This window comes from Bacillus sp. 196mf, assembly GCF_003217275.1.
Lineage (GTDB): Bacteria > Bacillota > Bacilli > Bacillales > Bacillaceae_G > Bacillus_A > Bacillus_A thuringiensis_S.
In genome coordinates this window covers 31,758-45,388 of record NZ_QJTG01000021.1, presented here as the reverse complement: position 1 = coordinate 45,388, position 13,631 = coordinate 31,758, and the positions used below count along the sequence as shown (strand labels likewise).

Sequence of the window (13,631 nt, the reverse complement as noted above, 5' to 3'; positions counted from 1 at the left end):
TATGCAATTTTACATACTGTACTATAAAGTAAACTGTATCCCCTGATCATTCGCATCATTATCCCATACATCAGCTGTACTAATCCCGCTAAACGTTTGTACTTTCATTCCTGTATTTGAAGATCCCGATCCATTATAAGCCTTCGTCTTTTCAATCGGCTGTACGTTATATTTGTCACCTACATTAATTGTTCCATTGCAGTTTTCAATAATAACACCTTCCACAACTGCCGGCATTTTGTCACCCACTTTCATTTCTTTACTTTTATTTTATGAAAATCGCCTAGAAAAATAGCATGTTTCAATAAGAAAAAGCACTCAATTTGAGTGCTTTTTCTTTAAGCATAAAGACAAGTTTGGAGACAGTTGACTTCTTCAAAATTTTATTAGGGGTAATATTTTGAAAAAGAAAGCCTTTCATATGTAGGTTAACACCACTGGAATATATAGTAAATTGATAATATTTATACGGAAGATTGCTAATGTTTAGTATAGATAGTTTACACTATGCTAACAGTGAAAACTATCTATACTAATAAAAAAAAGGTGCCTTCAAAGAAGCCACCTTTCAAAAACAGACACTATAAAACAGAATTATTTATTGTTATACGATTGTTAGATACAAAAAGTAGAGGGAAATGTTTGTATGAAATTCTGCTTTATAAAGTCTGTCTACAACTTATATTGTAATCCTCTTCATTTGAAAAAAAATATAATATGCACAATTACATACAAAAAGAAAAAGCACTCTACTGAGTGCCTTTTCAACCATTTTACTTTTAATATATCGCTTTGAATATATTGTAACATACGTATCTATATATTTTATTGAGAAAATTCAAAATCATTTTTTCTTTCATTTTTACTTATAAAATCATGTAATATAAAAGGTATGTCAAATTCTTATACAAATTGAGGTGTACTATATTTATGATGTATTTCGGAATTATTCCTCTTATACTATTTATTATTTTTCTTATTTCCTATTTAAAAGATCCGCGAAAAATAATAAACGGCTTTTTATTTAATGCCTTTATCTGTTCATTTCTATTATTTTGCGCTATAGCCTCATTTGAGTCTGGTAATAACGATTTACATTTTATCGTTATCATCCCCATGCTAGCACTACTTGTAATGATTCCTTTTGCTATAGTCGCTTTAATGTTTGGACTCTTTCTTAATGCAAAAATTTTAATGCAACGTGAAGGAAGACGCTTCACAAACTCTTTAACTTTAATTGCTGCTTTAGGGATTTTATTCTTTATAATGCTCCCTATCATAAATCCAGCAAATTTATTCTCAGAGCATTTTCAATTTATCTTTGCTGCTATCTCTCTTATAACTATGTATTTCTTTGTGCATTTATCTAACTTCTTAAGCGCATATTTTTTATACCAATTCAACAGACCAAGACGTAATCAAGATTTCATTATCGTTCTCGGTAGCGGCTTAATTAATGATAAAGTACCACCTTTACTTGCAAGCCGAATTAATAAAGCTATCGACTTTTATTGGAAACAAGCTGCTGTGAATACACCACCAACAATTATTTTCTCTGGCGGTCAAGGTCCAGATGAAGGACTTCCTGAGGCAGAAGCAATGCAAAATTACGCTGTTGAAAAAGGCATTCCGATTGAACATACAGTGCAAGAAAATCGCTCTGTAAACACATATCAAAACATGTTGTTCTCTAAAGAAATTATGGATTCTTTAAAGCCTGAAGGTAAATATAAAAGTATTTTTACCACAAATAATTTTCACCTTTTCCGCGCTGGTATATATGCAAGACAAGCTGGTCTTAACAGCCAAGGGATCGGATCAAAAACTGCATTTTATTATTGGCCTAACGCAATGATCCGTGAATATGTTGCGATTGTCGTAATGGGACGTAAGCGCCATATGAAAATATGTGGAACTATTTTAGGTTTCGCTTTATTCCTAACAGCCCTTAGTTTTATTGTTTCTTAATAGCTATTAAATAAAAGGTCCCCTGAATGCTTTATACAAGGGGGGCCTTTTTTATATCTTTCAGTTCATTAGATTTAAATAAGTAACATAACAGCATACAACACATTAATTATTCCAGAAACCAATCCAACAATAGCAAATGTTTTACTCGTACCTGTCACTTTTTTGTTTAAACCCAATATAGAAAATACGATAGCTACACTACCAATAAGCCCCCATAAGTTTATAAACCAAGATATTAATCCAGTGATGAAACCAACTAAAGAAAAAACTTCTATACTACTATTAGAACTGCTATTTGGAAAACTTCCCTCTACCGTTTTATAGCTAAGACTCTCCCCGCACTGTCCGCAAAATTTATTGCCTTCTTTCGTTTCATTTCCACATTTCGTACAGTATCCCACAGAATCCCCTCCCTAAGGTTAGTGCCCCAAATGTATATATCCATACTATTCATTCTACTTTTTCATATTAAAATTATGACCACTCTCTAATCTTCTACTGTTGTATTTTAAATAATAATATGGTCATAATATTCCCTGCATACATCCATTAAAGGAGAAATTTTTCAAATTAAATGTTAAAATAAAATTTAGGTGTGAATTATGTAACAAACAAGAAACTAGTTTGAAACGAGGAAATTACATGGAGAAAATTATCAAAAACAAGCCCAATAAGCTAAAAATTGCTTCGAAAGCTTTGATGATTATTATTGGGGCATTTATCACAGCGTACGGATTAGAAGCAGTATTAATTCCAAATAACGTATCAGACGGTGGTGTGACTGGTTTAAGTATCGTTAGTTCAAGATTATTTGGATTGCCATTAGGAGCTCTAATCGCGGTTATTAACATTCCTTTCGTTTGGTTAGGATATAAGCAGATCGGTAAAAGCTTTGCAATTTATTCTATTATCGGGATTGCTTCATTAGCAATAGGTACCGTTGTCATGCACGGAATACCAGCTATTATTGAAGGCGATACATTATTAGTTACAGTTGTTGGTGGTATTATCATCGGTTTTGGTATGGGACTAGCATTACGTAACGGTGGCGCATTAGATGGAATCGATATGCTAGCTGTATTGCTCTCTCGTAAGTTACCATTTGGAACGAGTGACCTTATTTTATTCTTAAACATGTTCGTATTTATTTTCGTATCAACAGTATTCGGTCTTCAAGGAGCTATCCTCTCGGCAATTGCTTACTTTATCGCTTCGAAAGTAATTCATATCGTTGAAGTTGGTTTAAGTGGTTCAAAAGCATTTAAAATTATCACAAAAGAGCCTGAATTAATGGTAGAAACAATTCGCGATCGTTTAGGCCGAAGTGCAACATATAACGAAGTATACGGTGGTTATTCAAGAGAGAAATTCAAAGAAATTTCTTGCGTAATTAATCGTTTAGAAGAAAGTAAAATGAAAGAACTTATTAATGAAATCGATCCACACGCCTTTATTACAGTTTATGACGTAGCAGAAGTAAAAGGCGGTAATTTCAAGAAACGCGATATTCATTAATCGTTATGAAAAAGAGGGTGTGCCAACAATTTGGCACACCCTCTTTTTATTATTAAGTTGCTATAGTTGTCAGTTTTTTTTCAGTAAGTAGATATATTTTTACTCGCCCCACCGACTCCCACGTTTAATCCACGCTACATACTTTTGAAAAGCCGTCACTTCATGTTGAAAACGCAGCGGGATATACAACAATAAAGTGCATGTACACAGTATCCATAGAATACCTACTACAAAATGAAATTTCATTGTCGTGCTAATAAACAAGCTGAGGAATAATACAAGGAACATAATTACACTAAATCTTTTATACGTAGTCATACTATCCCCTCCTTATACTTCAATTGTACCAGTTATAAGGAATTAATTTCCACAAAAAGACCAAAAAGCAACTTACACTTTTCGGTCTCTCTACTATCTTCTCTTCGTAATTTTCCCTGAACCACCGACCCTCGTTTTCGGAGGAGATGTATTTCTTGGCGGCGTTTTAATAGATGATTTCGGCTTCACATCTGATCCACTTGAACCACCTGGTGTTTTTGTAATTTTACCCTTGCTTCCAGTAGAAGGTGGGGGCGTCGTATTACTTCCTTTTTCAGTAATACTTCCCTTATCACCTACTGATGGTTTCGAATCTACATTATCGCCTCGCTTAATGATAGACCCTTTCCCTTCCTTCGTAATTGGAGGTGGGGTTTTCTTTTCTTCTTTCGTAGGTGGTCTCTCTGGAATAACTGGTTTATGATTTTGTCTGTCATTATATCCTCGATAATCACCATATGATGATTTTCGTGAACCGAATATATCGTTTAATATGCTACCCATAATATATCCTTGCAAGAAGGACGGTTGGTAGTTTTGACGGACAAATTCTTCATTACTTACTTCAATTAACGTATCAGATGGTTTCTCTTTATCCTTTTGAAGGTTATACATTTTATCCGAATAAACGAGAAACATTTGATTTTCGTCTTCTTTAGATGCTTGTTTCGGTTTCCTTTCGGCTATAAGTTCCTTCGCGACTTCAGGAACTGACCGATTGGCGGCCCTATACACGTAAGATTCTTGTTTACCTTCCTTTGCGACAGACTCAAGCGGATAACGGTCTTGAATCGACTTTGTCTGCCCGCCTTGACAACCTGATAAGGCATAACCAGCAACAACAAGTAATGTAACGATAGCAAGTATAGGGATCACAAACGATTTAATCATGGTAAACAATCGGTTTGACATGATTACGCCCCCTTACGTTGCTCTTATAATTTGTACATCAGCAGGAATGATTGCTTCTCCCTCATACATCATTGTACGACCATTTTGCCATTCAATACGCAATAATTTTCGATTATCTGATTGGAATTCCCAGACGTACTGTTCCTCTGAAGCTGAGAATGGTGTTTTCCCCATCACAACAACACGTCCGTTATATTGTTCTTCCATATGGTACTCTGTATCATCCATTTCAATTGTCGTCGGAATTTCCTCAATTGAATCTAAGCGACCATCAATTGGTGTATATAATTTGTAATACGTATTTTCACGATCTTCAATTTTTAAATAACGAATGTCTTTCCCGTCTTGCAGTGTTAAAACAATTTCCTTGCGAGAATGCATACTCGTTTTCCCAGTTAATTCGTACATGACTAATGAAACTTCAATCATATCACCAGGAGCTAACGTTAAAAGACTCTTTTCCGGCTTCGGTGGCTCTGGGCTTTTCATTATATTTTTAATTCGTTTAAATAAACTCATGATCTATCCCTCCTTTTCTCTTTATAAACAAGCACCTAAAATAAGTGCACCAACAATATGTAATGATCCGGCTAACATCGCATGTGCAACGCTACCTTCTTTCGTACCTTCTTCTAAATCAAGACCAGACATTTTCTTTAATACGAATTCGATAAACATTTCTACCACTAATAAAATAACGAAAGAAACTGCTGATGCAAGAAGTGCTTGCCATAAATCATTTGCTTTCGTTATCGATTGAGATAAAATGTACCCTTGTGCAAATAATTTCATAATAAAACGAGTTGTTACAGCTGTATTTCCATTTTTGATTTCTTTTAAATCATTGTATTTTGTAAAAATCGAATCAACCCACATAATTGCAAATAAAAGTACTGCACTCGCTCCAGTCCATACAAGCATGGCAACTACATTCATCCATGTCATTGCAAAACCTCCTCAAAAATATAATAGAAAACCGACATGAATTTGTTTAGACATGTCGGTTCATTTGTCTCTATTCTATATTATTTCTCATACTGCTTCATAATACGAGCTAATTCATCGTCAACAGCAGAATTTTTGTTTAAGCTTGCGAATTCATCATCTAATGACTTTTCTTTCTTATAAACTTCACCGCTTGCTTCCGCTTCAGCCTCTAATTGAAGAGCTTTCTCCTCCATACGGCTTAAACCAGCTTTTGCTGAATTTGAATCAAATCCAGACATCGCCTGATTAATATTTTTTTGTGCTTTCGCTGCATTTACACGTGCTACAAGTGTTTCACGTTTATTTTTCAGCTCATTTAATTGCTTGCGCATTTCTTCTAGCTTAAGGCGCAGGTTATCAGCAGCAGCTTTATTTTGCTCGTAGCTTGCTTTATACTCATTCATCTTTTGTTCTGCGTTTTGTTTTTCTTCAAGAGCACGACGCGCAAGATCTAAGTTATTAGCTTGAACAGCCATATGAGCTTGCTCTTCACGTTTTTTCACAAGTGCTTCTTGCTCTTCAAATAATATTTTGAATTTCTTCTCAAGTGCGATTTGAGCTGCTACACTTTTCTCAGCCTCTTGTACATCGGCTTGCATATCGCGTAAATATTGATCCGTCATCTTAACTGGATCTTCCGCTTTTTCAATTAACGAGTACACATTCGACATTGTTAAATCTCTTAATCGTTTAAATACAGACATTTAAATTCCTCCTATGATATACCTCATATTTCAAATTCACTACTTGGAAAACTGAAAAATCTCCCTTTACAGTAAAGAATATTCATTTTTACAGCCTATGTGTTTATTATAACAAAACTAATATGTCCTTACATGTTATTTCCAAAATACATCCATTATAATATGACATTCTATATACAATATTGCATTTCTAATATATTCTCATTATCCCTCTTTGAAATTAACTTACTTTTGTGCAATTTCACTAAATTACATAAGTGTAATGTTACTGTAAGCTAACTCGATAGTTGCATTCCGATATTTCTTATACACTAATACCAGAAGCAACAAACAAGCTTCTTCACATGTAAGCACTAATACAAAAATTGTATTTACTATAAAACATATAAAAGGAGAAATCATCATGAAAAAATTAGTAGGAATCGGATTAGCAGCAGCAATTTCATTTGGAGCATTATCAGGTTGTTCTTTATTAGGAGAGAAAGCGAACGGTTTTGTACTGTACGGCTCAGAAGAACAAGTTCAACAAATTACAGATAAAAACAAAAAAGAAGTGAAAGAAAAAGACTTCTATAAAATGAAAATGACAACATTAGATGGTAAAAAAGTTCTTGTAATGGATAAGAAAACTGGTGAAGAACTAGTGAAAAAAGAGTTACTTAGCAAAGTTGATGAAAAAGACAACACGAAACCACTTGATAAATTACCAGCTGTAACAACAGAACAAGGTGTATTATTCGCAAAAGAGAAAGTAGAAAATGCTACACTTGATGGAGCGAAATTAAAATATGAAGGCAACACAATTATCGGAAGTGGCCGTGCATATACAGATATGTATGCAATTGTTGATGACGCAACTTACAGCAATGTAAAAGGTGATGAAAAATCTGTAGGTGTATTAAAATTTGATAAAGACCCGAGTAAAGAATTCCCTGGTTACAAAGGCGTAGAAGCTTCTCAACTTGTAAAAATTAAAAAGTAAAACAAAAAAGCTTTGCGAAATTCGCAAAGCTTTTTTCTATTTATTATGAGCAATTTGCTCCATATCCGGGCTACAAGTTTGCGACTGACATGACTTATTTAAAGAACATGCCGCGCATTTTCCTTTTTTACTTCTCTTTACAAAATTAACTAACGTATATGCTGCATAACCAAAAATGATAGCTCCAATTATAATATTGACCATCATCACAATACATCTCCTTCTAGAATCCGAGTAAGGATCCAACTTGGTATATAATGAGCGTTAATACATAAGCAACTACGAGTGGATAAACGACTGAAAAAATCGTCCATTTCGCTGATCCTGTTTCACGTTTAATAACAGCTACGGTCGCTAAACACGGAACATATAATAAAATAAAGAACATAAATGCATAAGCTGATAATGCTGTATAATGTGCTCCTATTACATTTCCAAGCACATCTTCTTTAACCGCATAAATAATTGCCATTGTAGAAACGACAACTTCTTTCGCTAAAAATCCTGTTAAAAGGGATGCCGCAGCTTGCCACGTTCCAAAGCCGAGCGGTGCAAATAATGGTGCGATAAATCCACCAATCATCGCTAAGTAGCTATCTCCCATATCAACGCCAAATCCTGATGGACCTGCATAGTTTAATAACCAAATAACAACCGAACCACCAAAGATGAATGTACCAGCTTTACGAACAAATCCCTTTCCTTTCTCCCACGTGCTCAGCCATAACGTTTTCGCTTGTGGCACACGATAAGGCGGTAGTTCAATTACGAAAATAGATTTTTCTGCTTTCAAAATCGTAAGAGACATAATTTTTGTAACGAGTAATGCCAGAACAATACCTGCGACATATAAAGAAAATACAACAGTCGCCTGACTATTAGGGAAGAATACGCCCGCAAATAATGCATATACAGGTAATCGTGCTGAACAAGACATAAACGGTGTTACTAAAATGGTAAGTAAACGTTCTTTCTCCTGTTCAATGGTTCTCGCTGCCATAATACCTGGAACGTTACATCCAAAACCAATAATCATCGGAATAAAAGCTTTACCGTTTAAGCCAAAGAACTCCATAATTCTATCCATAACAACTGCAATTCGCGCCATATATCCTGAGTCTTCTAATAATGAAATGAAAAAGAATAGTGCAAAGATTTGTGGTACGAATACTAATACAGCACCAACACCGGCAATAATACCTTCTGTAACGAGTGCTTGAATAAAATCAGAAGCTCCAATACTTGTAAGTCCAGCCGTCACCCAATCCGTAAGCTGACCACCAAAAAACTCATCTAACATATCCGATAAAGGTGTACCAATCCACGTAAACGTAACCTGAAAAATAAAAAACATAACTGCTAAAAAGATTGGAAGTCCTAAAATTTTATGTGTAATTAATCTATCAATTTTTTCTGAAAAAGGAATTTTCCCTTCTTTCTCATGCTTCATAACATTTGTTTTTAACTTTTCAATATACGCTTCACGAGTTTTGTAAATGTGCTCTTCTAACGTACAATCAAGTTTTCCTTCTAAGCGAGATCGAATGGCTATGAGTTCCTTATAAATTGGTAATGCTTTCATTTCTTTTTCTACTACTTCGTTATTGCTTAAAAATTGAAGTGCTAACCATCTCGGATGCTCATAATTCGCTGTCTCTAAAAGAGCAATTACTTCTCCAATTCCTTCATCCATTTGTACACCATATGAAATAAGGAATGGCTTTTTCTCCTTTTTGTCATTTTCTTTAAGAGTCGCAAGTAGTTCTTCACAACCTTTTCCACTTCTTGCAACGACAGGAACGACTGTTACACCTAATAGTTCTGATAATCGTTTTACATCAATGACAATTCCTCTTTGCTTCGCCACATCAACCATATTTAAACCAATTGAGACCGGCTTACCAAATTCAAGTAATTGCAACGTTAAATGCATATTTCTCTCAAACTGCGAAGAATCTACGATATTTAACATATGATTAAATTCTTCTGTTAATAGAAAGTTTGTTACAACACCTTCATCACGTGAAACTGGATTTAAATCATACACACCTGGTAAATCAATTAATGTTCCTTGTCTATCTTTTAATTTACCAACCTTTTTTTCTACTGTTACACCGCTCCAGTTTCCTACGTATTCATAAGAACCAGTAAGTGCATTAAATAATGATGTCTTCCCTGTATTCGGATTCCCTAGCAAAGCTACCTTATTCACGCTAATTCCACCTTTATCATTTTCGCGTCACAATGACGAATACTAATTAACTGTCCACGACACTCCAATGTACAAGGACCTTTGAACATCGCTTTCTGTTTCAAGCGAAGTTCGCTTCCTTCCGCAAGACCGAAAGCAGCTAGTCTACGCTTTAATAGCTGATCTAAAGACTGAATACTTTTTACTAACACTTTCTCTCCAATTTTAATATCTACTAAGCTCATAACCTTCCCCCTCAGAAGAGAATGATAATTATTTTCAAAAAAATTATACCACACCCAATTTCTCTTGTACTATACCCTTTTGCTTCATATTTATTAACATTTCGCTACAATTCTATTTCAATTATTGTCATACAGCATTTGTTTGCCATTCTCATCCATTTCGCTTACAATAAACAATAGCAAATAAAGAATCTCGTTATCACTGGGGGAGCCATGCCGCTGAGAGGGAACACTTCGTTCCGACCCTTCGAACCTGTTAGTTAATGCTAACGCAGGGATTGTGCAAACGTCCGAAATACATACCTCATTTTTATTTACGTATTTCGTATCCTCCTATGATATCTATTCTTTTTTGTACAACTTGGATTTAGGGGGAGACAACATGCGTAACACCAATTTACAAGCGATGATTGAATCTGCTATTCTTGCAGCCTTCGCCTTGGTCATCGACATTTTACCACTTTCAATCAAAATATCAGCAACAGGCGGTTCCATTTCATTTGCTATGATTCCTATTTTTATTATCGCATACCGCTGGGGCTTCAAAATGGCTTTCTTAGGAGGCTTAATTTGGGGATTATTACAAATTGTCGTAGGCGATGCCATTATCGTCACACCAATTCAAGTATTAATTGAATACTTTGTTGCTTTCGCATTCATTGGATTTGCTGGTTTATTCTATCGTCCAATTCAAAAGGCGCTTTTAGCGTCAAATGAAAATAGCGAAGAACAATCAAATTTAGGTAGCCGTAAAGACAAACCTTCATCAAAACCAAACCAAGGAAAGAAAGTAATTGGATACATTATCGTCGCTACTTTTATCGGTAGTCTAGCTCGTTACTTCTGTCACTTTATCGCTGGTATCATTTTCTGGGGACAATATGCACCAAAAGGCCAATCGGCTTTCCTATATTCTTTAATATTTAACGGTAGTACAATGATTGGTTCCTATATTCTATGTACCGTTTTACTTATATTTTTATTTATCACTTCACCACGCTTATTCAAAAGCATCAGTGCTTATCAAATGAATACACAAAAAAAGGGCGCTTAATGAGCGCTCTTTTTTCATATCGTAATATTAATTAAAAATACAATAAATGCGCAAAAGAAAATAAATACCATTATACTTAGCCAATTGCTATGCACGGTTCATCGACTCCTTACATAACCTCATATTCTAAACAAATTATACTGATTAAAAATAAAGATTAGGTAAAGATAATATGAAAATAATTTAAAAAAACGTAGATTATATTTTCTACGCTTTTTTCGGTAAATAGAAATAAAATAACACACCATCTTCTGTATTTCCTGCCCCATATTCAGTATCATGTAGTTCTAAAATATTCTTTGAAATGGCAAGCCCAAGCCCCGTCCCACCTTGTGAACGCTGACGAGCTGTATCCACTCGATAAAAACGATCCCAAATTTTATCTAATTGTTCTTCTTCAATGTGAGTACCTTTATTTTCAATGCACACTTTTATACGATCCTTCTCATCTATTGTAGAAATAATAATATCTTCTTTATTTGGTGTATAACGTATGGCATTCGTAATGAAATTTACGATGACTTGTTCAATCCGGCCTTGATTTGCAATCACTTCAAATGAACATATATTTTTATGAACACGAAGCTCTTTTTTCTCTATTTCCACAGATAGATGTTCACATATGTCTTCAATTACTGTATCAATATAAAACGAATCCTTTTTCATTTTATATGTACCAGATTCAAATTTAGCTAACTCAAGCATATCCAAAATTAACGTATCCATTTTGTCTACTTCTCTCTCCATCGCCTGAAAATAATAATCCTTTTTATGCTCAGCTACCCCGTCTTTTAAAATAGAAATACAGCTTTTCATAATACTTAGCGGTGTTTTTAATTCATGTGAAACACCAGAAATGAATTCTTTTCGCGTCTTTTCTAACTTTCTTTCCTTTTCAATATCGTGTTCAAGCTGTCCGATATGAGAATTTAATTTGTTAGAAAGTATATTAATATTTTTCGATAAATCACCAATTTCATCTTTTGAAGTAATCGGTATTTTTTCTGTAAAATCTAATTGTGCTATTTTCTTCGTCGTATCATTTATTTTTAATAACGGTTTGGCAATTTGTTTTGAATAATAAAACGAAGCTAAAAAAATAAGAACGACTACAAATGCAATGATGTATATGTAATAATCTTGCACCATTTGTACAGCTTCATCTACAGGCTGTAAAGAAGCCATAGCATAAATATATGTTACTGATCCGTCTTTTTCTTTTATTGGTTTAATTAATAATTTATATTTTATATCATTCTTTTCATAATCCATTGTTTGTGTTGTATATCGTATTTTATTGCTTTCTTTTAATAATAAATCGGTTTGAAAACCCTTAATATTATCTAAAAATATGCTATTTTTATAAATTGGATTCACAGGACCGTTTACATCTGGTAACTGTACTTTTGTAACACGTCCTCCTATGTAAACGCCTAATTCCTGAGCAGCTTCTTCCTGAACAGCTGGTTTCTTTTCCTTAGCAAGTTGCTCCCCAGCCGCTCTCTTTTTCTCCTCATCTAATTTTATTTTCTCCTGAAATGCTTTTTCTAACGGTTTATTAGATCCGCTTAAATTCTGCTTAGATAAAGAAAAAGAGAATGGAATAAAACTATCTTCTTTTCTCACTCCAGAAAAATAAATTTCTTGTCCTAAAAACTGCTCTGATAATTTATTATCAATTTCCTCTATATTGACGAGATTACCTAAGGGAATTTTGAATATTTGTTGTCCAAAGCTCTTTTGTTGCCTACGATCTATCGTTACTTCAAAATAAAAATCATCTGCGTGTTTTAAATTCCCGTTCTTATCTAATGTCGTAATCCACGTATTATTTTCTCTTAAAAAGTCTTGCTCAAGTTTCTGAATTCCTTCTACGTTTCCTGTGTAGTTTAAATAATTCTTCTCAAAGGAATTTAAATTTACTTTAATATCTTCCACTTTTCGATTCGCATAATATTGTTTAAAAAATATCGTTTGTCCAATAAATATCGTCGCTAAAATCAACATACATAATGCTGTTGTAAGAGTAAATAATTTTAGTACAATTCCTTTTCTCATATATTCCCCTCAAATTTATAACCAGTTCGTACTACAGTTGTAATGTACTTTGCTTTCTCTCCTAATTTATTTCTTAAATTACGAATATGACTATTAACCGTTCGATCATCGCCAGCAAATTCATATCCCCAAATTCTTGAAATGAGTTGTTCTCGCGTTAAAACGATTCCTTGATTTTTCATGAAATACGCTAATATTTCAAATTCTGTATGTGTTAAATTAATATCAGTTCGATTTACCGTAACAGTGCGCGACGGAAAATGAACGTGAATATCGTGGATTGATAATGTATCATCTTCATTCTCTAAAAGTTGCTTTGTCACTTTTCTGCTTTCTAACAACCTTTTCGCTCTTGCTAATAAAATTGGCGGACTATACGGCTTCGTCACATAATCATTTGCCCCAAGTTCAAAACCAAGTAACGTATCGTCTTCATCTACGCGCGCCGTCAGCATAATAATAGGCACCTCGGACGTCTTTCGAATTCTTCGGCAAACAGACCATCCATCGAGTTCTGGCAACATAATATCTAAAATAACTAAATCAACCTCTTCTTCTTCAAATACAACTAAAGCCTCTTTCCCGTCCCTCGCTTCAAACACTACATATTGCTCACTTAAAAAATAATCTTTTAATATTTCACGTAATATGTCTTCATCTTCAACAATTAAAATGTTTTTTGACATAACTGATA

At 34.1% G+C, this 13,631-nt stretch carries 16 protein-coding genes and 1 riboswitch; of the genes, 4 read left to right on the top strand and 12 right to left on the bottom strand.

Features of this window, described 5'->3' with window-relative positions; all coding sequences use genetic code 11:
• Window positions 1–21: 21 nt before the first annotated feature.
• Window positions 22–255, bottom strand: coding sequence for a spore germination protein (locus tag ATL10_RS23110; protein ID WP_002001299.1), 234 nt, complete (start codon window positions 253–255; stop codon window positions 22–24).
• 678 nt (window positions 256–933) lie between these two features.
• Here ATL10_RS23110 and ATL10_RS23105 point away from each other — a divergent pair.
• Window positions 934–1,968: a YdcF family protein gene (locus ATL10_RS23105; RefSeq protein WP_042969141.1), complete on the top strand. Its 1,035-nt coding sequence runs from the start codon at window positions 934–936 to the stop codon at window positions 1,966–1,968.
• A 74-nt stretch (window positions 1,969–2,042) separates the two neighbouring features.
• Here the strand turns inward: ATL10_RS23105 and ATL10_RS23100 are convergent, their stop codons facing one another.
• Window positions 2,043–2,372, bottom strand: coding sequence for a zinc ribbon domain-containing protein (locus ATL10_RS23100; RefSeq protein ID WP_053563494.1), 330 nt, complete (start codon window positions 2,370–2,372; stop codon window positions 2,043–2,045).
• Between the two features lie 241 nt (window positions 2,373–2,613).
• Here ATL10_RS23100 and ATL10_RS23095 point away from each other — a divergent pair, with 241 nt between their 5' ends.
• Entirely contained in the window at window positions 2,614–3,486 is an 873-nt protein-coding gene (locus ATL10_RS23095) for a YitT family protein (RefSeq protein WP_000411240.1), read from the top strand.
• A gap of 99 nt (window positions 3,487–3,585) precedes the next feature.
• On the opposite strand, the gene ATL10_RS23090 is transcribed toward ATL10_RS23095, so the two are convergent.
• The 5 genes from ATL10_RS23090 to ATL10_RS23070 form a co-directional block, all read right to left on the bottom strand.
• Window positions 3,586–3,804 (bottom strand): hypothetical protein, encoded by a 219-nt coding sequence (locus ATL10_RS23090; RefSeq protein WP_016123492.1) that lies wholly within the window; start codon window positions 3,802–3,804, stop codon window positions 3,586–3,588.
• A 93-nt stretch (window positions 3,805–3,897) separates the two neighbouring features.
• Window positions 3,898–4,716 (bottom strand): DUF4247 domain-containing protein, encoded by an 819-nt coding sequence (locus tag ATL10_RS23085; RefSeq protein ID WP_065229475.1) that lies wholly within the window; start codon window positions 4,714–4,716, stop codon window positions 3,898–3,900.
• 12 nt (window positions 4,717–4,728) lie between these two features.
• The gene (locus ATL10_RS23080) at window positions 4,729–5,235 is read right to left on the bottom strand and encodes a DUF4178 domain-containing protein (protein ID WP_000051755.1); all 507 of its coding nucleotides are present in this window, start codon (window positions 5,233–5,235) and stop codon (window positions 4,729–4,731) included.
• A 21-nt stretch (window positions 5,236–5,256) separates the two neighbouring features.
• Window positions 5,257–5,661, bottom strand: a complete 405-nt coding sequence (locus ATL10_RS23075) for a DUF350 domain-containing protein (RefSeq protein ID WP_000220087.1) — start codon at window positions 5,659–5,661, stop codon at window positions 5,257–5,259.
• Between the two features lie 80 nt (window positions 5,662–5,741).
• Window positions 5,742–6,407 (bottom strand): PspA/IM30 family protein, encoded by a 666-nt coding sequence (locus tag ATL10_RS23070; protein WP_000110280.1) that lies wholly within the window; start codon window positions 6,405–6,407, stop codon window positions 5,742–5,744.
• 403 nt (window positions 6,408–6,810) lie between these two features.
• On the opposite strand from ATL10_RS23070, the gene ATL10_RS23065 reads away from it, so the two are divergent.
• A complete protein-coding gene (locus ATL10_RS23065; RefSeq protein ID WP_048565089.1) occupies window positions 6,811–7,389 on the top strand; it encodes a lipoprotein BA_5634 family protein in 579 nt (192 codons plus the stop codon).
• Between the two features lie 36 nt (window positions 7,390–7,425).
• On the opposite strand, the gene ATL10_RS23060 is transcribed toward ATL10_RS23065, so the two are convergent.
• From ATL10_RS23060 to ATL10_RS23050, 3 genes are read right to left on the bottom strand one after another with little or no spacing between them, the layout of a single operon-like run.
• Window positions 7,426–7,596, bottom strand: coding sequence for a FeoB-associated Cys-rich membrane protein (locus ATL10_RS23060; RefSeq protein WP_000989598.1), 171 nt, complete (start codon window positions 7,594–7,596; stop codon window positions 7,426–7,428).
• A gap of 16 nt (window positions 7,597–7,612) precedes the next feature.
• Window positions 7,613–9,601: a ferrous iron transport protein B gene (gene feoB / locus ATL10_RS23055; protein WP_110497576.1), complete on the bottom strand. Its 1,989-nt coding sequence runs from the start codon at window positions 9,599–9,601 to the stop codon at window positions 7,613–7,615.
• A complete protein-coding gene (locus ATL10_RS23050; protein ID WP_000060512.1) occupies window positions 9,598–9,825 on the bottom strand; it encodes a FeoA family protein in 228 nt (75 codons plus the stop codon). Before ATL10_RS23050 ends, feoB begins: the two co-directional genes overlap by 4 nt.
• 194 nt (window positions 9,826–10,019) lie before the next feature.
• Window positions 10,020–10,121: riboswitch (TPP riboswitch) on the top strand.
• Between the two features lie 86 nt (window positions 10,122–10,207).
• On the opposite strand from ATL10_RS23050, the gene ATL10_RS23045 reads away from it, so the two are divergent.
• A complete protein-coding gene (locus tag ATL10_RS23045; protein ID WP_001246567.1) occupies window positions 10,208–10,879 on the top strand; it encodes an energy-coupled thiamine transporter ThiT in 672 nt (223 codons plus the stop codon).
• 207 nt (window positions 10,880–11,086) lie between these two features.
• Here ATL10_RS23045 and ATL10_RS23040 read toward each other — a convergent pair whose 3' ends face one another.
• A complete protein-coding gene (locus tag ATL10_RS23040; protein WP_110497574.1) occupies window positions 11,087–12,937 on the bottom strand; it encodes a sensor histidine kinase in 1,851 nt (616 codons plus the stop codon).
• Entirely contained in the window at window positions 12,934–13,623 is a 690-nt protein-coding gene (locus ATL10_RS23035) for a response regulator transcription factor (protein WP_000041862.1), read from the bottom strand. Before ATL10_RS23035 ends, ATL10_RS23040 begins: the two co-directional genes overlap by 4 nt.
• Window positions 13,624–13,631: the final 8 nt, after the last annotated feature.

Bases quoted from the DNA above. Each gene is read 5' to 3' on its own strand.
- ATL10_RS23110 (WP_002001299.1), bottom strand. From the start codon at position 255: ATGAAAGTGGGTGACAAAATGCCGGCAGTTGTGGAAGGTGTTATTATT.
- ATL10_RS23105 (WP_042969141.1), top strand. From the start codon at position 934: ATGTATTTCGGAATTATTCCTCTTATACTATTTATTATTTTTCTTATT.
- ATL10_RS23095 (WP_000411240.1), top strand. From the start codon at position 2,614: ATGGAGAAAATTATCAAAAACAAGCCCAATAAGCTAAAAATTGCTTCG.
- ATL10_RS23090 (WP_016123492.1), bottom strand. From the start codon at position 3,804: ATGACTACGTATAAAAGATTTAGTGTAATTATGTTCCTTGTATTATTC.
- ATL10_RS23085 (WP_065229475.1), bottom strand. From the start codon at position 4,716: ATGTCAAACCGATTGTTTACCATGATTAAATCGTTTGTGATCCCTATA.
- ATL10_RS23080 (WP_000051755.1), bottom strand. From the start codon at position 5,235: ATGAGTTTATTTAAACGAATTAAAAATATAATGAAAAGCCCAGAGCCA.
- ATL10_RS23075 (WP_000220087.1), bottom strand. From the start codon at position 5,661: ATGACATGGATGAATGTAGTTGCCATGCTTGTATGGACTGGAGCGAGT.
- ATL10_RS23070 (WP_000110280.1), bottom strand. From the start codon at position 6,407: ATGTCTGTATTTAAACGATTAAGAGATTTAACAATGTCGAATGTGTAC.
- ATL10_RS23065 (WP_048565089.1), top strand. From the start codon at position 6,811: ATGAAAAAATTAGTAGGAATCGGATTAGCAGCAGCAATTTCATTTGGA.
- ATL10_RS23060 (WP_000989598.1), bottom strand. From the start codon at position 7,596: ATGATGGTCAATATTATAATTGGAGCTATCATTTTTGGTTATGCAGCA.
- ATL10_RS23050 (WP_000060512.1), bottom strand. From the start codon at position 9,825: ATGAGCTTAGTAGATATTAAAATTGGAGAGAAAGTGTTAGTAAAAAGT.
- ATL10_RS23045 (WP_001246567.1), top strand. From the start codon at position 10,208: ATGCGTAACACCAATTTACAAGCGATGATTGAATCTGCTATTCTTGCA.
- ATL10_RS23040 (WP_110497574.1), bottom strand. From the start codon at position 12,937: ATGAGAAAAGGAATTGTACTAAAATTATTTACTCTTACAACAGCATTA.
- ATL10_RS23035 (WP_000041862.1), bottom strand. From the start codon at position 13,623: ATGTCAAAAAACATTTTAATTGTTGAAGATGAAGACATATTACGTGAA.